Consider the following 20,128-nt stretch of genomic DNA (forward strand, 5'->3'; position numbering starts at 1 on the left):
CCGGCGCGCGGCGTTCGGTCACTGTTAGCGCGCAGAGACGCAGAGACGCAGAGGGGCCGCTTCTGTCAATGTCGCAGCGACGGATTCTCCGATCACCCATTTGAGCAGCCCGCTTTGCGGGCTGATCGCCATGTTGTTGGGCAGTGCGTCTTCACCCGCGGCAGCCTCTCTGCGCCTCTGCGCCTCTGCGCGAACCAACTGCATTTTCTGCACTCGCTATCTCTACCTTTGCAGTTGAGAATGGTTGCTGCTTCCGCCACATGTCCGTTGCGGCGGCGTTACGGCTGCCGCGTTCGTTTAAGACCAAAGGAAATTGAAATGCGTATCGCCGAAACGGCCGCGGTGAGCCTCGTTGCCATCGCCGCCCAGATCCTCATCGTCGCGACCGTGCTCCTCTAAGAGAGAGCCGCTCCCGACCTTCGAGGTCTTCGCGAGCCGCCGGACACCCCGGCGGCTTTTGCGTATCTAGCGCCCGCCTGTGCCCAGCCAGCGGTCGAACCACGCCACGGTCCGTTTGCGCAGGTCGAGCACATTTTCCGGCCCGCGAATGCCGTGCCCTTCGCCCGGATAGATGACGAGGCTGGTGGGCACGTTCATCTCTCGCAAGCCGTGCCAATATTCGACCGACTGGGTCGGCGGCACCTCGATGTCGCGCTCGCCGACATAGATGAATGTGGGGGTGCGCGACGCCTTGATGGTGCGGATCGCCGACACCGCCCAATAGGCGTCGGGGTCGTCATAGGCGGACTTTTCGAAGAACGGGATCATCCACTGGTCGATGCCGTTGGTGCCGTAATAGCTGATCCAGTTCGAGAGGCCCGCGCCGGCGACGATCGCCTTGAAGCGGTGGGTCTGGGTGTTGGCCCACATCGCCATGAAGCCGCCATAGCTGCCGCCCATCAGCCCGAGCCGGGCGTCGTCGATCGGCGCGGCGTGCTCGGCCGCGTCGACCCCGGCGAGGATGTCCTTCAAGTCGCCGCCGCCGAAATCGCGCATGTTGCCGCGGGTGAAGGCCTCGCCCTGGCCGTAGCTGCCGCGCGGATTGGGGAGGAAGAGGTAATAGCCGGCGCGGGCGAGATCGGCGTTGGTGCCCTGCCACACGAAGCCCGGGACGCTCGCCGCGGCCGGTCCGCCATGCACGACCGTCACCATCGGCGCCTTGCCCGCCGGCGGCGCCGTGCGGGGCGCGAGCAGCCAGCCCTGCACCTCATGCCCGCCGCTGCTCCACGACAGGCTGCGCGCGGCGACCAGCGGCGCCCACCCGTCATTGTCGTGGCTGACGGGACGCGGCGCGGCAGCGGCTCCGGCGAAGAGGGCAGGGGCGTGCTCGTAATCCTGGCCGACGAACGCGACGATCCGGCCGTCCTCGGAGCGCGCGAACTTCGCCTCTCCCGCGGCGATCGACATCGGCGCCGACCAGGAAGGCGGCTCCGCGCCGCGCGCGGGGTCGAGCGGCACGATCGCCATCCGGTCGGCGATCAGCGCCGAGGCGGTGAGGCCGCCCCGGCCCCACAGCAGGGAGGTGAAGCTGCCGCGATAATTGGGGGTCAGGTTCCGCGGCTCGCCGCCGCCGATCGAGACCGCATAGACGTCGCCGCCGACCGAGCCGAAGTCGCTCATCAGCCCGCCGATGAAGGCGACGGTCCGGCCGTCCGGCGACACCCGCGGCGCATTCATCTGCAGCTTCGGCGCGGCGATGCGCGACACGGCGCCGGTGCGGGCGTCGATGCGGTCGAGCTCCGCCACCCACCAATTGTTGTCGCCGTTGCCGAGCGCGGTGGTCGCGACGAAGGCGCCGCCGTCGGGCGTCCAATCATATTCGTAGACATAGCGGTCGGCGGGGGAGAGGGGGGTCAGGGCGCCGCCAGCCGTGGGGACGGTGGCGATCCGCTGCTCGTCATTCTGTTCGCCGATCTCGCCGACCTGCCGCACGCCGGCCTGGGTCGCGCCCGCTTCCTTGCGCGCGCCAAGAGTGACGAGCAGCGCGATCCGGCGCCCGTCGGGTGAGAAGCGCGGGCTCTGCGCGATGCCGGCGATGGTGGCGAGAATGGTGGCCGGCCCACTCTGGCGCGCCAGCAGCAGCCGGGTCGTGCCTTTGTCGCGGCCGAAGAAGGCGAGGGCGCCGTCCGGGCCGAAGGTGAGGCCCGAATAGCTGCACGCTGCGCACGGGTCGATCGTCTCGACGACGGCGCCCGACGCCGTGCGCACGACGATGCGGGCGTGATGGGCGGCCGTAGAATCGGGGGCCGCATCGCTCTCGACGGCGGCGATGCGATCCCCAGCGGGCGCCATCGCAAGCGCGGCATATTGGCGCAGCGTCGCCGGCGCGGCCCAGGCGGGTGCGGCGGAGGTAAGGAGGGCGGCGGCAAGCAGGACGGCGGAACGGCGCATGGGGGCTCCTCGGAAGGACGGCGACCGCGGGGCGATAGCATGAAGTGCGGCCCGGGCAAGGCCGCGAAGGGGCGGTGCGCCACCGGCTCGAGGCAAAAGAAAAGGGCCGCTCCCGAAGGAGCGGCCCTGAAGGTTTCGGATCTTGGCGGCTTAGAAGTTCGCCTTGAAACCCGAGTAGAAGTAGCGGCCGACATTCTCGAAGATCGAGCTGCCGGCACCCACACCGAGGGAGCCGAACGGCGGCTTCTTGTCGAATGCGTTGTCGACGCCGATGTACCACTCGAACTTCTTGGCGACGTTCACGCCGAGGCGGAAGTTGTGATACACGACCTGCGGGTAGTAGACCACCGGCAGAACGTCCGGGTTCGTCGGCGGACGGCCCTGGAAGCTGTTCTGGGCTTCGTAGGTGCTGATCGTCTGCTTGCCGATATAGCGCAGGCCATAGCGGAAGTTGATGCCGTTCGGCAGTTCGTAGCTGATCGTGAACGAACCCCTCCAGCGCGGATCGCCGAGCTCGCTGAGCTGACGGTCGGCGAAGTTCGGGTCGGTCGGCGAGATGAAGTTCGTCCGCTGGAGAACCAGGCTGACGATACCGCGGATCGCAATGCGCGAGCCGCCGTCGAACTTGCGGTTGTATGCAAGGTCGAAATCGACGCCCTCCGTCTCCTGACGCGCGAAGTTCACCGGGCCCGACTTGACCGCCGGGTAGACAAACTCGTGCGTGGTCGGATTGCGGTTGATCAGCGGGCAGAACGGGTTGTTGATCGACGGCAGATCGTAGCACGAGTTGATGATCGTCTGCGCCGAGAGCGTGGCGATCAGCTGCTTCACGTGGATCCGGTAATAGTCGACCGTGAACGACATGCCGGGAAGGGCACGCGGCTCGAACACCGCGCCGAGCGTGATGCCGTCCGACTTCTCGGCCTTCAGGTCGGGATTGCCGCCCGACTGGTAGCCGGTTGAGGCGGTGCGAGCCGGGAGGTTCGTGAAGCCCGCGGGGACGCCGGCCGCGAGGCAGTTCGCAGCGCGGTTGGGACCCGCGTTGATATTACCCAGGTCGCACGGATCCGAGATGAACGCGAAGTTCTGCGAGAACGGCGAGTAGAGATCGCTCTGGGTCGGCGCCCGGACAGCGCGCGAGTAACCGCCGCGGATACGGACGTCGTGGATCGGAGCCCAGTAGACGTTGCCGTTGTACGACCACACGCCGCCTGTCGACGTGTTGTAGTCCGAGTAGCGGGCCGCACCCGAAACCGTCAGCTCGTTGAAGAAGGGAACGTCCTTCAGCAGCGGGATTTCGATTTCGCCATAGGCCTCCTTCACCGTCTGAGCCGGCGGCAGGAAAGGCTGGATCGCGTTGAGGAACGTACCGCCGCTCGCCGTCAGCGGGTCGAACACCGACCGCGCTGTCTCACGCCGATACTCGGCGCCGATGGCGAAGCGGACCGGACCGCCCGGAAGCTCGAAGAACTTCGAGGTGTTGCCGGTAAGGTTCGCCGTCAGATCGAGCTCGGTGGCCCGCTCGACGCGGGTCGACGTCGTGTTGATGTAGGCGAGTGCCGCCGCCGAGGGAGCGCCTTGGCCGAACACGTTGAGCGGTACGCAGCGCGGGTCGGTCACGGTGACAGCGTTGATCCGGCACACGATCTGGCCCTGCGCATTGCGCACGGCGTCGATGGCGTTGTTGAAGCCGGCATAATTGCCGTTGATGTCGAACAAATACAGGTTGTTGGTCGACGTCAGGTGCGTATCGAGCTGGCCGTAATTGGCCGAGATCTCGTAGTGCCAGTCGTTGTTGAAATTGCCTTCCACGCCGCCGACGATGCGGAACGTGTCGCGCTTGTGGAGCTCGCCGCGGCCGCCGAAGTCGACGTTGAAGCGGCTCATCGTGAACGTGCTGGTCGCCGGGTTGGCGCAGCGGCCGATCGACTGAAGCGTCGCCAGTGCCTGAGCCTGCAGGAACGGGTTGTTGCACCGCAGTTCCGTAGGCGAACCCAGGAAGCTCACGAGCGAGCCCTGGAAGAAGCTCGGCTGCCCTTCCTGGTTGGCGCGGATGCGAACGAACTTCGCCTCGACGAACGGACGGAAGGCGTCCGAAATATCGTAGTGGGCGAGGACGTTCACCGACATACGCTGGAGCATCGGCTCAAGCTGACCCGTGTCCTCCAGCGTGGAACCGAGACCACCGACGGTGTTCGAGCTGAGGTTGCCCGTAATGTCACGGAAGTCGAGCGACGGATTGCTGAGCACGAGCGTGCCGTCCGGGAGGAAGACGTAGTGCTGGCCGCGGCTCGTGGTGAAGCGGTTGGCACCCGTGGGGTCGTTCGTCGCCGTGGTCGTCGCCGGGGCGGTCGACTGACGGCATCGCGCCAGGTTCGTTAGGTCGTTTATGCCGCACACGGCGTTGAGCAGGCCGCCGTTAGAGAGCGACCCGTTACGCACACCCTGGAAGAACTGGTTGTCCGGGATCCCGTTGCCCGCCGCCGTCTCGCTCGCCGTGTTCTCGGCAAGATTGAACTGGTTGCGGCCGGAGAAGGCGCCGGTCAGATAGTCGCGGTCGACGTTATACAGCGCGTTGTTGCGCGAATATTCCGCGGCGACGGCGATGTTGCCGCGGCCGTCCGCGAAATTGTGGCCGGCGGTGATGCTGGCGAAGTAGGCGCCGCGGTCGCCGCGGCTGGAAATGCCACCCTGGCCCGCAATCTTGATGCCGTCGAAATTGCGCTTGAGCACGAAGTTCACGACGCCCGCAATGGCGTCCGAACCGTACACCGCCGAGCTGCCGCCCGTCACGATGTCGACGCGCTCGAGCAGCTCGTCAGGGATGGTGTTGACGTCGACCAGATAGTCGCCCGGCGACGCGGTGACGTGGCGGCGGCCGTTGACGAGCACCAGGGTGCGCGAGGTGCCGAGGCCGCGAAGGTCGAGGAGGTTGAGGCCCGAGGTGCCGATGAAGCGGGTCGAGTTCGCCTGGCTGAACGTGCCGCGAAGGGCCGGCAGCTCGTTGAGGGCGTCGCCGACGTTGATCTGGCCGCGCGCGAGGATGTCGTCGGCGTTGACGGTGGTCACCGGGACGGGCGACTCGAGGGTCGGACGCGCGATGCGCGAACCGGTGACGACGATGGTCTGGGCCGGGCCCGTGTCGTCGGCCGGATTGCCGTTATTGTTGGCCTTGTTCTCCGTGCCGTTATGCAGATCCGTCGTGGTCGGCGTATCCGGAGCCTGGGTCGGGCTGTTGACCTGGCTGGCCTGGCCCGAAGCGGAACCGGAAGCGGGGGGGACGGTCGGCGACGGATTCGGCGCCGGATTGCCCTGTGCGAAGGCGGCGGGCGCGCCAGCGACCGCCATGCCGATAAAGAGTGCCGAACGCAGCGCGCTCGAGCCCAGAAGGCCTAATTTGTTCATCCCGAGTGATTCCCTCTTATCCCGGCCTTCGCTTCACGCGCGGCCGCTGATTGATCGAGAGACGATAGCGCCCGCCAGTGCAAGAGTTGCAGGCCCTTCGTTCATCGAAAGTTCAGGCGGTGTAACCCGTTTGCAACATGGTCACACACAGTGGGCGGGGCCGGCCTAAGGCCTTGTCCTCAGCGACTTTGAGCCCGCTCGGCTGGTATCGGCGGGGTCAGGCCAAGGGTGGCGCCGGATAGGCTGTGGCCGGCACTTTCGCCCCCGGCGACCCCGCCGCCACCCACGCGTAAAGCGAGGTTCCGAGCGGCGTCCTGACGAAGGCTTCGCCGGCGACCTGACCGCCGACGATGGCGGCGATTCCCCACAGCCACGCCGGGTGGACGCGCCCCCTGCGGCGCCGGTCGGACAGCATCCCCCAGATTGGAAAGGCCAACGACGCGGCCACCGCGGCTTCGCCCGCCCACGGGATGAGCAACGGCATCGGCAGCAGCCGGCCGAGCCCGTTACCGGTGAACACCGCCATCGCGCAGAACATCAAGCGCCGGTGCCAGTCCGTCCGCCGCCGCAGCCGGATCGCCGCCACCGAGAGCCCGACGAAGGTCGCCAGGATCAGCACGTCCATCACCAGGAAATAGAGCGGGGTGAAGAAGAACGGCACGCCGCCCCGCCGCACCATCGCGACGATCACGTACAGCGCCGCCGCCACCATCGCCGGTATCCAAACCGCCGACAACCAGCCGAGCCGGCGGTGCACCGCGACGTTGCCGGTCGCGACCAACATGTTCTGGACGAGGTAGAGGCCGAGCCAGCCCATAAACAGCAAAGCGTGGACGTGCACCGAAATCGGCGCCGCGAAGCTCGACCGCCCCATCGCCGCGTTCAACGAGAAGCCCGCGACGATGACGATCGCCATCGCCACCGCCGCCGTCATGAAGAACCGTTCCTCCGCGCCCGCGCTCCGCCGCGGCGCTGCGCCCGCCAAACTCGCCATATGTCCCTCCCGAAAAAGCGGGGGGCGGGGGCGCACGGCGGCGCCACTCCGGCCCCCGAAGTGCCGCCGCAATTGCCGCATGCTGCCGCGGCGGACCACCGGGACATGTCCGCAATCTTCAGCCGCGCCCCGCACATTTCCGCCCGACGCGGCGCAAGGGGCCGTGACGGTCCCCGGCCCGCCGCGCTAAGCCATTGCCATGCCACCCCAAGCCGATCCGGAGCCCGCCTTGATCCCCGCCATCACCGCCTTCGAAGCCTCGCCCGATCGCGGGCGCGGCCATGCCCGCGACATGCGCGTGCGCTGGGCGCTGGAGGAAGTCGGCCAGCCCTACGACGTCCGCCTGGTCTCCTTCGCCGAGATGAAGCAGCCCGCCCATCTTGCGCTCCACCCGTTCGGCCAGATCCCGACTTACGAGGAAGGCGACCTGGCCCTGTTCGAAACGGGCGCCATCGTCCTCCACATCGCCCAGCAGCACCGCGGCCTCCTGCCCGAGGAGGCCACTTCCCGCGCGCGCGCGATTGCCTGGATGTTCGCGGCCCTGAACACCGTCGAGCCGCCGATCGTCGAACGCGAAGCCGCCATGCTGATGGAGCGCGACAAGCCCTGGTTCGAGGCCCGCGCGCCGCTCCTCGAGGAGCGCGCCCGCCGCCGCCTCGCCGACCTCTCCGCACGGCTCGACGACGCCGACTGGCTCGACGGTTCGTTCACCGCCGCCGACCTCCTCATGGTCACGGTGCTGCGCCGCCCCGCCGCAGCGGACCTGCTGGACAGTTACCCGAACCTCGAAGCGTATATCGCCCGCGGCGAAGCCCGCCCCGCTTACCGGCGCGCCTTTGCGGACCAGCTTGCGGTGTTCACCGCCCAGTCTCCCCGGCCGGATTGAGCGCGCGCGCGCTAGCGTCCCGGCGCCGCTAGTCCTTCTGTAATCTTGCCGGCGATTTCGGCGCGCTGCGTGGCTGTGCGGCGGTTGATCGACGTCGCGTAGAGCCCGCGCAGGAAGCCGGCGTCCCAGGCGGTCAGCGTCACCGGCACGTCGCTGCCCATCGGCGCGTCCAGCGCAGTGAGGATGGTCGGTGGCGAGCCCGAGGGCAGCCGCGCCGGATCGAGGTGGGCGAACAGCCGCATCGCCGCATAATCGGCGACCTGGCCCGCGGTGAGGCCGTGCACGCCCCGCATCTCCACCACCAGCACTGCGGCGTCGAAGCCGCGCGGATTGCCCCGGGCGCGGGCGGCGGTCTCCCAGGCCTCGCTCGGCGAGCCGGAGAAGATGTCGTTATAGCGCTGGGGCTGGTCCTTGCGGTCGACGGCGCCGGCGATCTGCCACGCCGCCGCCCGTCCCGGCGCGGCGGCGAGCCGGCGGATGTCGCGCGCAGTCATCAGCCCGAACGATTGCGGGTGCTTCTTCGCCACCGCCTCCAGGAAGGCGCGCTTGCTGTCGGCCACCACGATGAAGGCGTTGGGCGAGCACCCCTCCGCCGCCGCCTTCAATCCGATCGCCGCGGCGACCTGCCGCAGCCGCGCCGCCACCGCCTCGTTCTGCGCCGGGAGCAGCCCCGCCGCCGCCGGGCAGACCTCGTCGACGAAGCGCGGGATCGCCCCGGCCTCGGCCGGCGTCAGCGCGGCGACGAAGTCGCGCACCTGCTGCTCCTGCCCCCGCCGCCCGGTGACGACGATGTCGGACGACGAAGAGGCTGGCGGCGGCACCTGCGCAAGCGCTGGAGCGGCAGGCACGAAACAGGCGCCGGCAAGTACGGCACGGACGGCAAAGCGCATCGGACCTTCCCTCGGAAAATGCCCCCCACTTTCGCAGCGAAGCGCCTTCGCGACAATGGTTTATCGCGCCCTACCGCTCCACGCAGACGGCGATCCCCATGCCGCCGCCGATGCACAGGGTCGCCAGCCCCCGCTTCGCGTCGCGCCGGCCCATCTCGTAGAGGAGGGTGGTCAGCACCCGCGCGCCCGAGGCGCCGATCGGATGGCCGATGGCGATGGCGCCGCCGTTGACGTTGACCTTGGCCGCGTCCCACCCAAGCTCCTTGCCGACCGCCAGCGCCTGCGCGGCAAACGCCTCGTTGGCCTCGATCAAATCGAGGTCGCCGATCGCCCAGCCGGCTTTCTCCAGCGCCCGCCGGCTCGCCGGCACCGGGCCGATCCCCATGATCGACGGGTCGACGCCGGCCGAGGCCCAGCTCGCGATCCGGCCGAGCACCGCCGCCCCACGCCGCTCCGCCTCGTCCCGCCGCATGACGACGAGCGCCGCCGCGCCGTCGTTCAGCCCCGACGCGTTGCCCGCCGTCACCGTCCCGTCCTTCTTGAACGCCGGCCGCAGCCCCGCCAGCGCCGCCGCCTCGACCCCGTCGCGAATATATTCGTCATGCTCGACGATAACGTCCCCCTTGCGCCCCTTCACCGTCACGGGCGCGATCTCGTCGGCGAACCGCCCCTCGGCCCGCGCCGCCGACGCCTTTTGCTGCGAGGCGGCCGCGAACGCGTCCTGCGCCTCGCGCGTCACCTGATATTGCTCGGCCAGATTCTCGGCGGTGATGCCCATATGATAGTTGTTGAAGACGTCGGTGAGCCCGTCCTTGATCATCGTGTCGATGAGCTCGAGCCCGCCCATCTTTGTCCCCGCCCGCAGCGCCTGCGCATGCGTCGAAAGGCTCATCGATTCCTGCCCGCCCGCGACCACGACGGAGGCATCGCCGGTGCGGATCATCTGGCTGGCGATCGCCACCGCCCGCAGCCCCGATCCGCACACCTGGTTCACACCCCAGGCCGGCACCTCCTTCGGCACGCCGGCGGCCATCGCCGCCTGCCGCGCCGGATTCTGCCCCTGCGCCGCCGTCAGCACCTGCCCGAGGATCACCTCGGAAACCTCCTCCGGCGCCACCCCGGCCTGCGTCAGGGCAGCGACGATCGCGGTCCGCCCCAGCTCATGCGCCGGCACGGCGGCAAACGCCCCGAGAAAGCTTCCCACCGGCGTACGCTTGGCGGCGGTGATGACGACGTCGTCGGCGGCTGCGGTCATGGGAGGCTCCGTATCTTCCCCCCTCTCCCTGCAGGGGATGGGGGTGGTTGTCAGGGTCCTCCCGGGGGGAGGACCCCCACCCCCATGGCCGGGGGTGAGGGAATGCGGCGCCCCTAGCACTTGCCTCCGATAGGCGGAAGCCGCGGTAGCATCGCACCGGCGACGCCAGCAGCCTCACCGAGCTCTTGCAGGGCGCGCTTGCGGCGGGGATGGCGCCTTCGCCAACGGCAGGGCGTAGGGGGCGGGGGCGGGGGCGGTCGTGGCCAGCCTGACCTGCTGCACGATCCGCCCGCACGCACGGCCTTGGCTTGATCGGAATATGGGGCAATAGGAGGCGGCACCGCCGAGCACCCGGTTTCGGCGCCAGGCTTCGGGGACAGTGCACTTAGTCCCCCGTTCCGGCGGTATCCACGCCAACAGCATGGGAATCGTCGTGGCCACGATCGGCAGCAGGTTGGATGCTTTCAAGGGCCTGGCCCCTGGATCCGATTTCCTGCGGTTGGCCCTGGCGATCGGAGTCGTCCTCTGGCACGAACGGGAGATCATGTTCGGGCGGCCGGACGCGCGCAATGTCGTCATCAGCCTGCTTGGTCCGACGATCCTGCCGATGTTCTTCGCGCTCAGCGGCTTTCTGATTTGCGCCAGCGCGCAGCGGCTCAGCCTGCGGCAATTCCTCGTCAATCGCAGCCTCCGGATATTCCCCGCCCTCTGCGTCGAGGTCCTCCTGTGTGCCGTGCTGCTCGGATCGATCTTCACGGCGTTGCCCCTCAAGGACTATTTTTCGAGCCCGGGGACATATCGCTATCTGACCAACTGCATCGGCCTCATCAACTTCACCCTTCCCGGCGTGTTCACCTCCAACCCAAGCAGCACGGTCAACTGGTCCATCTGGACCATTCCCTGCGAACTCACATGCTACGCAATCATGTCGGCGATCATTTGGCTGGATGTCCTGGCCTCGACGCGCCGGGTGATCCTCTTCTGCCTCATCCTCGGCGCCGCCATAGCTGTGCTCTACATCAACGGCCCCCGTATCTCCGCAGTCCTCCATATCTTCCAGCCAACGATCAAATATCTTACCACATCCGGTCTGGGGCTGCTGATACCCTTCGTGATGGGCGTGCTGGGCTACGTCTATAGATACAGAATAAGCTTCAACAGACCGGCGCTGCTCGCGGCGCTTGTTCCCGTGGCGATGCTGTTGATCATCAGAGGCGACATAGGCCGCTACCCCATTCTATTCCCATTCCTGGCTGTGTCGCTGACCTACCTGGTAATGTATGTGTCCTTGTGCCGGATACCGCTTCCACCGGGCTTCGGAAGCGGCGACTATTCGTACGGCATCTACCTCTACGGGGCGCCGCTGCAGCAGGCGGTGCGGGCCGCTCTGCCGAACCTCGACAACGGCGCTGCCTACCTTGCCATCGCGATCGCGGTGATCGCTCTCTTCGCGGCGCTCTCCTGGCACCTGGTCGAGAAACCCATTCTCCGGATGCGCAAGCGCTTCTCCTTCGTCGCCCGCGCGCGCGGCGTCGGTTAGATATTTCGGTGACAGCGCACTCAGTTCGAGATGACGCTGGCGATGCAAACCAGCCCGGAGCCGCCGCCAAGACGTACCCTGCGCGGCAGCGGGTTAAGTGCGTTGTCACCGTACGTCACCGTAACAGGCTGCTGGACATCGGCGCCCTAACCCAAACGGGTTACCCACCCGCATCCCCTCCACGATCCGGCCGTCCTGCATGTCCTCGCTCCAGACGATGTCGCACCCTTGCGCCCTGGCGGCGGCGAGGATCATGCAGTCCCAGAAGCTGAAGCGGTGGCGCGCTTCGGTCTCGGTCCCGAGGTCCAGCAAGGCGAGCCTCGTCTCCTGCCCGGCCGCTCCTTAAGCGCCCCCGCATTCATGCTCCGCGTCGGGCAGCTGCCATTGTCGTCGGGTGCGAAGGTTGGTCACGCGGTACACCCGGCCGCGCGCGTCGCCCGGCGGGCACCCCTGAGGCACGGACATCAGGCACACAAGCGCGGGATCGCCGACGTGGGAGGAGATAATGGCGGCAATTCTGTCGTAGGAAACGACGGATACTCCATCGGTCAGGGTTACCGACGTGCCGCTTGGCGGATCGCCCTCCGTGCGCTGCAGTCGCGGCCCGATCGACTGAATCCGCGTCGTCTCGCACTGCCCGACACGAACGACATTCCTGCGCAAGTACCGCAGGCGCGCGTCCGACATGCGTCCAAGCTCCTTCAGCCTTTGCTCATACGCATCCTCGACGCACTGCCGCTCGGCGCACCGGTCGCGGCCCGCAACCCACGCCCGCTGCGACTGCACGACTGCGCTCCGCTGCGCTGCCGGCAGGTTTCGCTTCAAGAGCCCGAAACTCTCACCCATGGCGCCGTCTTGCATGGCGAGAATCCGGTCACCGCAGATCATGCGCTCGACCCTGCCCGTCGCCTTGCTGCAATCGAAGCTCGTTGCGGTCTCCGCATAAGGTTCGCCGCGCCGATCCAGCTTCAGCGGCCGCCGCTGCTGACCCGTGCCGGCGGATCCAAGGGCTGCGAAGCACACCAGTGCGGCAATGCCCGCGACGATCAGCCTGCTCATCGTTCCATAATGTCAGGCGATTCTAATGTCCGCAATCGGTCGAGATCGGACCTGATGCCGACCCAGCAAGCGCCGGGCCGCGGCCGCCTTGACGCGGGCGGCGCGATAGGTGTCGTCGTCCAGTGAAACTGTGACGTTTTTCATTGCTTCACAGTAGGTGGGGGAGGCCCTCAGTCAACTTCAACCCCTGGCGATCTTCGCGCCGCAGTTCGTTGCGCCAGCCGTAAGCCCCAACCCGTATGGATGGCGCGAGCGGCCGTTCGCGTGACGGTGACGAGCTCGGAAGTGATGAAGATCTTCAGGATATGAACACCCGCCGAGCCGCTTCAGACCTTCAGCTTATCCGGCGTCACCAGCGGACTATCGACGATGCGCTTGAGCAGGTCGGCCTGTCGCGGCTCCAGATCGACGAGGAGGCCCAGGACATTGAGGACAGCCTTCACGGTGCCAGCTACGTGCCAGCTACGTGCCTGGCACCGGATTCTGCAGGACTGCCTTCCCGCGTCGGCCGAACAAGTACACCCGATTTCCGATCGACATTGCTTGACCAGACAAAATGGTCATCTTAAATGACTGGTTATCGGAGATGACCATGAGTAGGCTCGAGGAAACGCTGACCGTCACGGAGTTCAAGGCCCGCTGCCTCGAACTGTTCGACCGTCTCAACCAGCGGCAGCTGAGCAAGGTGACGGTCACTCGCCGCGGCAAGCCGGTGGCGGTGGTCAGCCCGGTTTCACCGGCGGAAGCGGAGGCGAGGGCGCTGCATGGCTCGATGGCGGGAATGGTGCTCCTCTCCCCGGGCGTGGACCTCACCCGGCCGGTCTTCGACGAGCGGCTCGATGCCGACGAGGGGATCCTTCACCGATGAGGGATTGGCCGCGCGCCCTCCTCCTCGACACGCACGCCGCCATCTGGCTGGCCGAAGGCCAATTGGCCGACGAGACGGTGGAGAGGATCGTCTTCGCGGGCCTGGCCGACGGCGTGTTCGTATCCCCCATCTCGGCGTGGGAGATCGGCCTGCTCGCGCGTCCGAAGGCCGGCGGCCGCCCGTCGGTGCAATTTCGTCCCGATCCCGCCGGCTGGTTCTCCGCCCTGATGGCGAAACCGATCATCAAGTCCGCACCCCTGACCGCTGCGATCGCCATCACCGCCTCCTTCCTCCCGGAACCCTTTCACAGCGACCCGGCCGACCGCCTCCTCGTCGCCACCGCCCGCGAAATGAACGTCCCGCTGCTGACCCGCGACGCCGAGATCCTCGCTTATGGCGAGGCGGGGAACGTGAAGACGCAGCGCTGCTGATGGTCAGGCCGAGGCGCCTGACCGAGCAGGGCTTCAGGCCAGATCTTTATACCCTCACGGCGCGAGGCACGTAGCTGACAGGTAGCCGGCACCAGTGTCGCCTACCTCAGAAGCCGAACGGTTTCTTCTTCGGCTTAACAGGACCCTTGTTCCTATTCACCGCAGCGACCTTCTTCATAATCATCTGCTTGGTTTTCCCGTAGAGGTTCTCAAGCACCAGTTCCACCATGTCGAAGGCGTCGAGCACCTGGTCGCGAGATAGGCTGCTCGTATGGCTGCCGCTGTTTCCAAGCCATTTGATGGCGAGGAGCACGTCCCCATTCTCTTTATCCTGTTTCTGGAACTGGACGATCCGATCGTGCAAGCTGAGCTTTGTCTTCTTGGTGTTTTTGGTGCTGATCTTTTTTACCTTCTTTGCATCAAGCAAGTGCTCAACCGCAGAACGAATCTTGTTTGCGGCGGCCTCATCGCTTTGCCACAGGACCTTAGCCGCTTCCGAGATGGCGCGGCTGACGCCCTCGGGTGTCCCATTTGGAATGAGAATGGGTACCGGAGAAGGGTCGATGGAGGCTGGTACATACCGGTGGAGGATGTCACCTTCGCCGGTTTCGTAGTCCTCCCAATAGTCGCTGGGCGAGGTACCACTGACTGATGCGATTTCGCCGCAGGACGATAGGTTGCACTGCATCAGAGCAACAAACCGATTTTCTATCCAATCGGGGTCCCAGGCTTCGTGGCTATGACCCAGCTTGGAGGGGCCGGTTTCTTCTAAGACCGGCATGTTCGGCATAAGCGAGTAGTTGCCCTTGTTGCAGGTAGGGCATCGCCAAGACGGCAGGTGTGGCAGGCGCCTGGCCCATTGTTCTCTCTCGACGGGCATGTTTCCCCCTTCAGGCGCTCCTATGCCTGCAACACCAGGAGACGTGAAGAGCATCCCTCACTGAAAAGGGCGACAGCATCCATTTTTCCGTTGGTGGCTGCTCGGGGGTGGGCCAGAAATGTGAACTGTTACTGTTTTCACGGTTCATATCTGACCGAAGGACCACCGCCGAGCACGGTTGCGCCGGACTTCCCCTCCCCACATAAGATGACGATGTCTTCAAAGCGCGACGTAACGGTCTACCTCGACGCGGCTGACCTCTCAAGATTCGGAGACGTAATCCGCAGAAAGGGAGAGAAGGGTGTTCCCGAAATCTTTGAGCGGTTGATTTCGCTTCGCGAGACGGGCCACGTCCGCTTCGGCTATTCGATGAGCACCCTATCCGAGCTGTTTCAGTACGACGAGCGCCATCCCGAGACGACAATGGCAAAAGCCGAGGCCATCGAACGTCTCTGCGGCGATTATGCGTTCATCTACCTTGCGCGCCTGCTCGCCATTCAGATTCAGAGCGCTGCCGCTACGGAAGGTTTGAGACAGCCGCAGCCGCCAGTGGCGGTGCTGGAGCGCGGCTACGGCTGGTACCCCGATATCTCGGGCGCGCTTGTCTCGTTCAAGGATGACCTGAGGTCACAACTCGACTCAACGATCGCTGATCGTAGCCGCAATCGGGCCGAGCGCAGGAAAATGAAGGCCCATGCCCGCAAGGTCGACCTGGCGGCGGGGCTTCAAGAGAGCATTGCCGAGTTTGCCGAGCTTTGGGGCTTAGAGGAAACCGATGTTGACCTATCCATGGGCGCTCTCCTTCGTGATGAAATCACGCCGGAGATCGCATCGAAGAGGCTCTTCTCGGCGGTCGCCCAGCCAACTAAGTTCGTTCACGCCTACTTTGTGCAGCATGACGGCCCCAAGGATCTTCCAGCGTTCATGACTGAGCCAGGACGCCGTCTGCAAGCCACCTTCTTGAAGGTACGCAGCGACCTCTCCACTGTTCCGCTATTGCACGCCTCGGAAAAGCGTTGGTTTCGTGAACGGGTACGAGAGATGGCACGCGATTCAGCGAACCTCTTGTTCAACCACGTGGAGCACGACGGAGAAAATCTCGGGCTTACGCAGGACTTGGTGGAGTTGTTCAAGAACGACGAAGCGCTAGCGCGAAGGCTACCCAGTTGGGACGTTTTCGCGAGAATCCTGGAGCCATTCATCCTGCAAAACATGGGCCTGCAGGGCGGCGGGCATCAGCCTGAACGGAGTGCGGCGGGCGACCTCATCCACGCGCTTTATCTACCGTTCACTGACATCTGGCGGGGGGATCGGAGGTTTGGGCACCTTCTGAAGCAAGCCCTGCCGGAACATCGCCGACGCATCGTGACGTCGTTGCGGGAACTTCCTGGCGCCATCGAGGACAGGCTTTAAGATGGCTGATTGGTTCCTCCTCGCGCCTACTTCACCGCCGGAACGCCATCCTGAAGCTCCACCACAGCAAGGCCATGATCGCCGCGCTGATGCCCGCGCCCCAGAACCAGTAAGGCAGGAGCAGGACGTCCGCGATGGCGCCGCTGTCGGATCGGTGCAGCTCGCCGCCGACATTTCCGCCCGGGCTGAACAGATAGTCGAACTGCTGCCACGCGCTGATCGCCGCCTCGACGCCGAGGAGCTGGAGGACGAAGCGCCGCAGCGGCAGGGATCCGCGCAGCGCCAGCCCGGTGATCGCCAATCCCAGCGCAGGGAGGACCAGCCAGCCCGTCAACGACCGCACCCAGATTGCGGTGGACGCGAACAGGGCGACGCCCAGCACCGTCAGGGCGCCCCGCGTGGCGGTGGGAGAGCGCGAGGAGAGGATCAGCAGCGCTCCCGCGATCGCCGGTCCGAGCGGCCCGCTCGCCGCGACCAGCGCATCGGTCGACCTGAACCCATCGGCGGGGCGCAGCGACAAAGCGACGCCCGAACCGTCGGCGAAAATCAGCAGGCGCTCGAACGCCCGGCCCGAGAGCATCGCGGCGATGCCATGGCCCATTTCATGAAACCAGGTCGCCAATATCGTGAAGGGATAGAGCAGCAGGCTGCCGAGCGTTGTCTGCCACAGCAGGATCGAGCCGAGCGCAATCCCCAGCAGCAGCACCACGCGCTGCCTCTGGTCCTGGCCGGCAAGGCTATTGAACATCACGGGCCAACCCCCTCCAGCCACCCCGCCAGCGGCCCCCACAGCACCTCGCGTGCCGATCCCCCCACCACCATCCCGACATGCCCGCGCGCCGTCTCGATCCGGTCCCCCGCGCCGACCGCCGTCGCGGCGGGGACGATGCGGTCGGTGGTCGAGACGATCTCTAGCATTGGGCAGGGGAGGGCGCGCGGGTCCCGTAGGAGCCAGTCGCCTGCGCCGGTCGCGTCGGCCTGGAAGAAGGTTTCGAACAGTTCCTTCGCCGCCGCATAGGGGAGGGGAGGCCCATCGTTCGCCCAATCCTCCAGCCGCACGAAGGCGCGCGCCTCGGCGCTGCCTTCGGCCATGCCGGCGAAAGCTTCGAACTTCGCCACCGTGCGCGCCGGGTCGAGGCTCCAGAAGGCGCTTTGCAGCGCCTCCATCGGCAGCATGCCGAGCCGTTCGGCCGTCTCGCGCGTCGCCGACCACAGCTGCGCCAGCATCGCCCGCGCTTCGTCCGGGAAGCCCGTGAAGCGCCACGGCGCGGCGATCGTCGCAACCCCCCGCACGCCCGGCCCGCTTTTGGCCTGCGCCCGCGCCGCCGCGCCGAGCGCCATCGTCCCGCCGAGGCAATAGCCGACCAAAGCCGCCGGCTCGCCGAGCGTCTCCAGCAGGGGCAGCAGGATCTCCGTCACATGCCCCGCCACCGACAGGTCCCGCCGCGCCGCGACGTCCGAGCCCCAGTCGACGAGCAGCGGCCGCACACCCTCTTCCGCCGCCAGCCAGCGCAGCAGCGAATTGTCCTGCGCCAGATCGAGGATCGACGGCGGGTTGATCAGCGACGGCACGAACACCACGGGCATCCTCTTCCTCCCCATGCCGGTGGCATGGGGAGGGGGACCACCCGCAGGGTGGTGGAGGGGCCCTTGGTGGGTGAGGGGCCCTTCGCCATAATCCCGAAGCGTTGCCCCCATCAGCTCGGCGATCCCCGCCGGCGCCTCCGGCCCCGCCTCGCGCGTGGCCTCCTGATACCGCCGCAGCCCGTCCAGCGCCCGCTGCATCCGCGCCGCATCGCCGCCGGTTTCGCTGCGCAGCATAGAGAGGAAGAGCGGCAGCGGGCGCGGCCTGTGTTGCGGTGCGGCAAGCTTTGCTGCTAGGGCGCTCGCCTGCTCATCGGGAGGACGATCCATGGCCGCGTCGGGCTCGGGCGATGATCCGATCATCATCAAGAAATACGCCAACCGGCGGCTCTATGACACCGAAAGCTCGTCCTACATCACGCTCGAGCGTTTGGCGGAGCTCGTCCGCCAGAAGCGCGAGTTCAAGGTCGTCGACGCCAAGTCGGGCGACGACATCACCCGCTCCGTCCTCGCCCAGATCATCATGGACGAGGAATCGCGCGGCGCGACCATGCTGCCGGTCAATTTCCTCAGGCAGCTGATCGGCCTCTACGGCGGCCAGATGCAGGGGCTGGTGCCGCAATATCTCGAAGCCAGCCTCGAGACGCTGCAGCGCAACCAGGTGCAGCTCAGGGACGCGCTCGCCGGCGCCTTCACCGCCAACCCCTTCGCAGACCTCGCCCGCCGCAACATGGAGATGTTCCAGGCCGCCGCCGGCGCGCCCAAGCCCGCCGCCGCCGACCCCGCGCCCGCTCCGGCAGCCGGCCGTGACGACGAGGTCACGCGCCTCCGCGAAGAGCTCGCCGCCCTCCAGGCCAAGGTCGACAAGCTCGTCCGCTAGATCCTTCGCGGGAGGGGCAGGGGCCCCGCCGCGACAACCCAAGTACGAACACCCATGGACCCCGCCCCCTCGACCCTCCTCTGGTGCCTCAGCGCCGCGCTCTTCGCCTTCGCGTTCCTCGCCGCCTGGGCCGAGCGCCGCCGCGCCCGCCGCGCCAACCTCGACCGCCCCGGCTACGCCCCCTGGCACCTCCTCCAGATCCTCGCCTTCCTCCTCGCCATCGCCGCCGCGGTGATCGCCCTCAAGCTCTAGAGAAAGGTGATCCGCGCCTCCCGCCGGCCCTCCATCAGCGCCGTCATCGCCCACACCATCGCATCGAGCCGGTCCGGCGATCGCCCCGGCCCCTCATAGTCCCCGCCCCAGCTCAGCCCCGCCATCTCGTCCTCCAGCGCCGGAAACCGCCCCGCCAAAAAAGCCTTCCCGGCCTCGAACCGCGCCGCCACCGGCGCGGCCCGCGACGCCTTGCCCCGCACCGCCGCCACCAGCCTCAGCGGCAGCCGCTCGTCCACCGACCGCAGCACCGACCCGACCATCTCCCCGCCATTATTCTTCTCCGCGACCACCCGGTCCGCCGCCCATTCCCGCGCCGCCGCCGCCACCGCCCGCGCCCATCCTTCCGGCCGCACCCCCGCGACCGAGCAATCCGCCAGCACGAACAGCCTTTTCTCACGATCCTCCCCACACACCACGATCCCGCACGCATCCCCGTCCACCGACCCCGGCGGATCCACCCCCACCACGACCCTTCTCAACCCTTCCCGCGGCAAAGTACCACTTTGCCGCGACCCTTCGATCAGATCCCGCGGCCACAACGCCCCCGCCACATCCTCGAGCAGCTCCCCGTCCAGCTCCTGCCGCCCGATCCGCGTCCCGCCATAAGTCTCGACCATGTCCGCGACGAACCCGCCGCCGAGATGCGCGTCATTGTCCGCGGTCCGCCCGCGCGTCACCGCAGTCCCCGGATGCGCGAGGATCGCCCGCAGCGCCGCCACCGGCCGCGGCGTCGTCGTCACCAAGGCCCGCGGCCGCGCCCCAAGCCGCAGCCCCATCCGCAGATTGTCCCACGCCGCGTCGGGCCGCGCCCATTTGGCGAGCTCGTCGCACCAGGCATAATGATGCTCCGGCCCGCGCAGCCCCTCCGGATTGGCGCCGGAATAGACGAACGCCCGCGCCCCCGACGCGAACACCAGCTGCCCCTCGCCCCTGAGCCACACCGGCGCCTCGCCCAGCCGCGCCACCGCGAGCAGCCCGCTCACCCCCTCGACCATCACCCGCGCCGCATCCTCGGCCGAAGCGCCGACCAGCGCGATCCGCGCCCTGGGCTCCGCCCGCGCCAGCGCGCTCACCCACTCCGCCCCCGCCCGCGTCTTCCCAAAGCCGCGCCCCGCCATCAGCAGCCACGTCCGCCAGTCCGGGCAGTAGCCAGGAGGCCCGCACGGCGCCCCGGCCGCGGCCCCGCCCACCAACTCATCCGGCGGCACCTGCCCGGGATGCCGCTGCCAATCCCAAATCTGCAGCAGCGCCCGCCGCACCGGCGCCGTCAGCCGCCGCACGAACCGCTCCAGCGCATAAGGATCATTGTCATTCGCCGCCGCCGCGACCGCCATCCGCACCGCCGCCGCCACCTCGGCGTCCGTCACCGGCGCCCGCCC

Annotated in this window: 18 protein-coding genes; 7 read left to right on the top strand and 11 right to left on the bottom strand. The window is 67.2% G+C overall.

Annotated elements, in window-relative coordinates; genetic code table 11:
• Window positions 1–465: 465 nt before the first annotated feature.
• The 3 genes from VGC56_RS04360 to VGC56_RS04370 form a co-directional block, all read right to left on the bottom strand.
• Complete coding sequence (locus VGC56_RS04360; RefSeq protein ID WP_464123487.1) at window positions 466–2,391, bottom strand: S9 family peptidase; 1,926 nt, start codon at window positions 2,389–2,391, stop codon at window positions 466–468.
• A gap of 150 nt (window positions 2,392–2,541) precedes the next feature.
• Window positions 2,542–5,739, bottom strand: a complete 3,198-nt coding sequence (locus tag VGC56_RS04365) for a TonB-dependent receptor domain-containing protein (RefSeq protein ID WP_464123488.1) — start codon at window positions 5,737–5,739, stop codon at window positions 2,542–2,544.
• Between the two features lie 274 nt (window positions 5,740–6,013).
• Complete coding sequence (locus VGC56_RS04370) at window positions 6,014–6,790, bottom strand: hypothetical protein (protein WP_464123489.1); 777 nt, start codon at window positions 6,788–6,790, stop codon at window positions 6,014–6,016.
• Window positions 6,791–6,989: 199 nt separating this feature from the next.
• On the opposite strand from VGC56_RS04370, the gene VGC56_RS04375 reads away from it, so the two are divergent.
• Complete coding sequence (locus tag VGC56_RS04375) at window positions 6,990–7,676, top strand: glutathione S-transferase family protein (protein ID WP_464123490.1); 687 nt, start codon at window positions 6,990–6,992, stop codon at window positions 7,674–7,676.
• Window positions 7,677–7,687: 11 nt separating this feature from the next.
• On the opposite strand, the gene VGC56_RS04380 is transcribed toward VGC56_RS04375, so the two are convergent.
• Both VGC56_RS04380 and VGC56_RS04385 read right to left on the bottom strand, forming a co-directional pair.
• Complete coding sequence (locus VGC56_RS04380) at window positions 7,688–8,566, bottom strand: hypothetical protein (RefSeq protein WP_464123491.1); 879 nt, start codon at window positions 8,564–8,566, stop codon at window positions 7,688–7,690.
• A gap of 70 nt (window positions 8,567–8,636) precedes the next feature.
• Window positions 8,637–9,821, bottom strand: coding sequence for an acetyl-CoA C-acetyltransferase (locus VGC56_RS04385; RefSeq protein ID WP_464123492.1), 1,185 nt, complete (start codon window positions 9,819–9,821; stop codon window positions 8,637–8,639).
• Between the two features lie 421 nt (window positions 9,822–10,242).
• Between VGC56_RS04385 and VGC56_RS04390 the strand changes: the two genes are divergently transcribed.
• Window positions 10,243–11,361 (top strand): acyltransferase family protein, encoded by a 1,119-nt coding sequence (locus tag VGC56_RS04390; protein WP_464123493.1) that lies wholly within the window; start codon window positions 10,243–10,245, stop codon window positions 11,359–11,361.
• A 105-nt stretch (window positions 11,362–11,466) separates the two neighbouring features.
• Here the strand turns inward: VGC56_RS04390 and VGC56_RS04395 are convergent, their stop codons facing one another.
• Complete coding sequence (locus VGC56_RS04395; RefSeq protein ID WP_464123494.1) at window positions 11,467–11,673, bottom strand: hypothetical protein; 207 nt, start codon at window positions 11,671–11,673, stop codon at window positions 11,467–11,469.
• Between the two features lie 30 nt (window positions 11,674–11,703).
• On the bottom strand, window positions 11,704–12,420 hold the full coding sequence (locus tag VGC56_RS04400) for a lysozyme inhibitor LprI family protein (protein WP_464123495.1): 717 nt from the start codon (window positions 12,418–12,420) through the stop codon (window positions 11,704–11,706).
• 592 nt (window positions 12,421–13,012) lie between these two features.
• Here VGC56_RS04400 and VGC56_RS04405 point away from each other — a divergent pair.
• Window positions 13,013–13,288 (top strand): type II toxin-antitoxin system Phd/YefM family antitoxin, encoded by a 276-nt coding sequence (locus VGC56_RS04405; protein ID WP_464123496.1) that lies wholly within the window; start codon window positions 13,013–13,015, stop codon window positions 13,286–13,288.
• Window positions 13,285–13,719: a type II toxin-antitoxin system VapC family toxin gene (locus VGC56_RS04410; RefSeq protein ID WP_464123497.1), complete on the top strand. Its 435-nt coding sequence runs from the start codon at window positions 13,285–13,287 to the stop codon at window positions 13,717–13,719. The genes VGC56_RS04405 and VGC56_RS04410 overlap by 4 nt, the downstream gene beginning before the upstream one ends.
• A 106-nt stretch (window positions 13,720–13,825) precedes the next feature.
• Here VGC56_RS04410 and VGC56_RS04415 read toward each other — a convergent pair whose 3' ends face one another.
• The gene (locus VGC56_RS04415) at window positions 13,826–14,509 is read right to left on the bottom strand and encodes a DUF4145 domain-containing protein (protein WP_464123498.1); all 684 of its coding nucleotides are present in this window, start codon (window positions 14,507–14,509) and stop codon (window positions 13,826–13,828) included.
• A gap of 297 nt (window positions 14,510–14,806) precedes the next feature.
• On the opposite strand from VGC56_RS04415, the gene VGC56_RS04420 reads away from it, so the two are divergent.
• Window positions 14,807–16,012 (top strand): hypothetical protein, encoded by a 1,206-nt coding sequence (locus VGC56_RS04420; protein WP_464123499.1) that lies wholly within the window; start codon window positions 14,807–14,809, stop codon window positions 16,010–16,012.
• A gap of 31 nt (window positions 16,013–16,043) precedes the next feature.
• On the opposite strand, the gene VGC56_RS04425 is transcribed toward VGC56_RS04420, so the two are convergent.
• Both VGC56_RS04425 and VGC56_RS04430 read right to left on the bottom strand, forming a co-directional pair.
• Window positions 16,044–16,760 (bottom strand): M50 family metallopeptidase, encoded by a 717-nt coding sequence (locus tag VGC56_RS04425; RefSeq protein WP_464123550.1) that lies wholly within the window; start codon window positions 16,758–16,760, stop codon window positions 16,044–16,046.
• Window positions 16,760–17,833, bottom strand: a complete 1,074-nt coding sequence (locus VGC56_RS04430; RefSeq protein ID WP_464123500.1) for a thioesterase domain-containing protein — start codon at window positions 17,831–17,833, stop codon at window positions 16,760–16,762. The genes VGC56_RS04425 and VGC56_RS04430 overlap by 1 nt, the downstream gene beginning before the upstream one ends.
• 91 nt (window positions 17,834–17,924) lie before the next feature.
• Between VGC56_RS04430 and phaR the strand changes: the two genes are divergently transcribed.
• The gene (gene phaR / locus VGC56_RS04435; RefSeq protein ID WP_464123501.1) at window positions 17,925–18,476 is read left to right on the top strand and encodes a polyhydroxyalkanoate synthesis repressor PhaR; all 552 of its coding nucleotides are present in this window, start codon (window positions 17,925–17,927) and stop codon (window positions 18,474–18,476) included.
• A gap of 54 nt (window positions 18,477–18,530) precedes the next feature.
• Window positions 18,531–18,728, top strand: a complete 198-nt coding sequence (locus VGC56_RS04440; RefSeq protein ID WP_464123502.1) for a hypothetical protein — start codon at window positions 18,531–18,533, stop codon at window positions 18,726–18,728.
• On the opposite strand, the gene VGC56_RS04445 is transcribed toward VGC56_RS04440, so the two are convergent.
• Entirely contained in the window at window positions 18,725–20,083 is a 1,359-nt protein-coding gene (locus VGC56_RS04445; protein ID WP_464123551.1) for a DNA-packaging protein, read from the bottom strand. The two genes, VGC56_RS04440 and VGC56_RS04445, sit on opposite strands and share 4 nt — an antisense overlap.
• Window positions 20,084–20,128 lie beyond the last annotated feature (45 nt).

It is taken from the genome of Allosphingosinicella sp., assembly GCF_036403745.1.
Classification (GTDB): Bacteria; Pseudomonadota; Alphaproteobacteria; order Sphingomonadales; family Sphingomonadaceae; genus Allosphingosinicella.

Excerpts from the sequence above, each read along its gene's own strand:
- VGC56_RS04360 (WP_464123487.1), bottom strand. The coding sequence starts at position 2,391 with ATGCGCCGTTCCGCCGTCCTGCTTGCCGCCGCCCTCCTTACCTCCGCC.
- VGC56_RS04415 (WP_464123498.1), bottom strand. The coding sequence starts at position 14,509 with ATGCCGAACATGCCGGTCTTAGAAGAAACCGGCCCCTCCAAGCTGGGT.
- VGC56_RS04400 (WP_464123495.1), bottom strand. The coding sequence starts at position 12,420 with ATGAGCAGGCTGATCGTCGCGGGCATTGCCGCACTGGTGTGCTTCGCA.
- VGC56_RS04445 (WP_464123551.1), bottom strand. The coding sequence starts at position 20,083 with ATGGCGGTCGCGGCGGCGGCGAATGACAATGATCCTTATGCGCTGGAG.
- VGC56_RS04390 (WP_464123493.1), top strand. The coding sequence starts at position 10,243 with ATGGGAATCGTCGTGGCCACGATCGGCAGCAGGTTGGATGCTTTCAAG.
- phaR (WP_464123501.1), top strand. The coding sequence starts at position 17,925 with ATGGCCGCGTCGGGCTCGGGCGATGATCCGATCATCATCAAGAAATAC.
- VGC56_RS04430 (WP_464123500.1), bottom strand. The coding sequence starts at position 17,833 with ATGCTGCGCAGCGAAACCGGCGGCGATGCGGCGCGGATGCAGCGGGCG.
- VGC56_RS04420 (WP_464123499.1), top strand. The coding sequence starts at position 14,807 with ATGACGATGTCTTCAAAGCGCGACGTAACGGTCTACCTCGACGCGGCT.
- VGC56_RS04370 (WP_464123489.1), bottom strand. The coding sequence starts at position 6,790 with ATGGCGAGTTTGGCGGGCGCAGCGCCGCGGCGGAGCGCGGGCGCGGAG.
- VGC56_RS04440 (WP_464123502.1), top strand. The coding sequence starts at position 18,531 with ATGGACCCCGCCCCCTCGACCCTCCTCTGGTGCCTCAGCGCCGCGCTC.
- VGC56_RS04375 (WP_464123490.1), top strand. The coding sequence starts at position 6,990 with ATGCCACCCCAAGCCGATCCGGAGCCCGCCTTGATCCCCGCCATCACC.
- VGC56_RS04425 (WP_464123550.1), bottom strand. The coding sequence starts at position 16,760 with ATGTTCAATAGCCTTGCCGGCCAGGACCAGAGGCAGCGCGTGGTGCTG.
- VGC56_RS04380 (WP_464123491.1), bottom strand. The coding sequence starts at position 8,566 with ATGCGCTTTGCCGTCCGTGCCGTACTTGCCGGCGCCTGTTTCGTGCCT.
- VGC56_RS04385 (WP_464123492.1), bottom strand. The coding sequence starts at position 9,821 with ATGACCGCAGCCGCCGACGACGTCGTCATCACCGCCGCCAAGCGTACG.
- VGC56_RS04410 (WP_464123497.1), top strand. The coding sequence starts at position 13,285 with ATGAGGGATTGGCCGCGCGCCCTCCTCCTCGACACGCACGCCGCCATC.
- VGC56_RS04365 (WP_464123488.1), bottom strand. The coding sequence starts at position 5,739 with ATGGCGGTCGCTGGCGCGCCCGCCGCCTTCGCACAGGGCAATCCGGCG.
- VGC56_RS04405 (WP_464123496.1), top strand. The coding sequence starts at position 13,013 with ATGAGTAGGCTCGAGGAAACGCTGACCGTCACGGAGTTCAAGGCCCGC.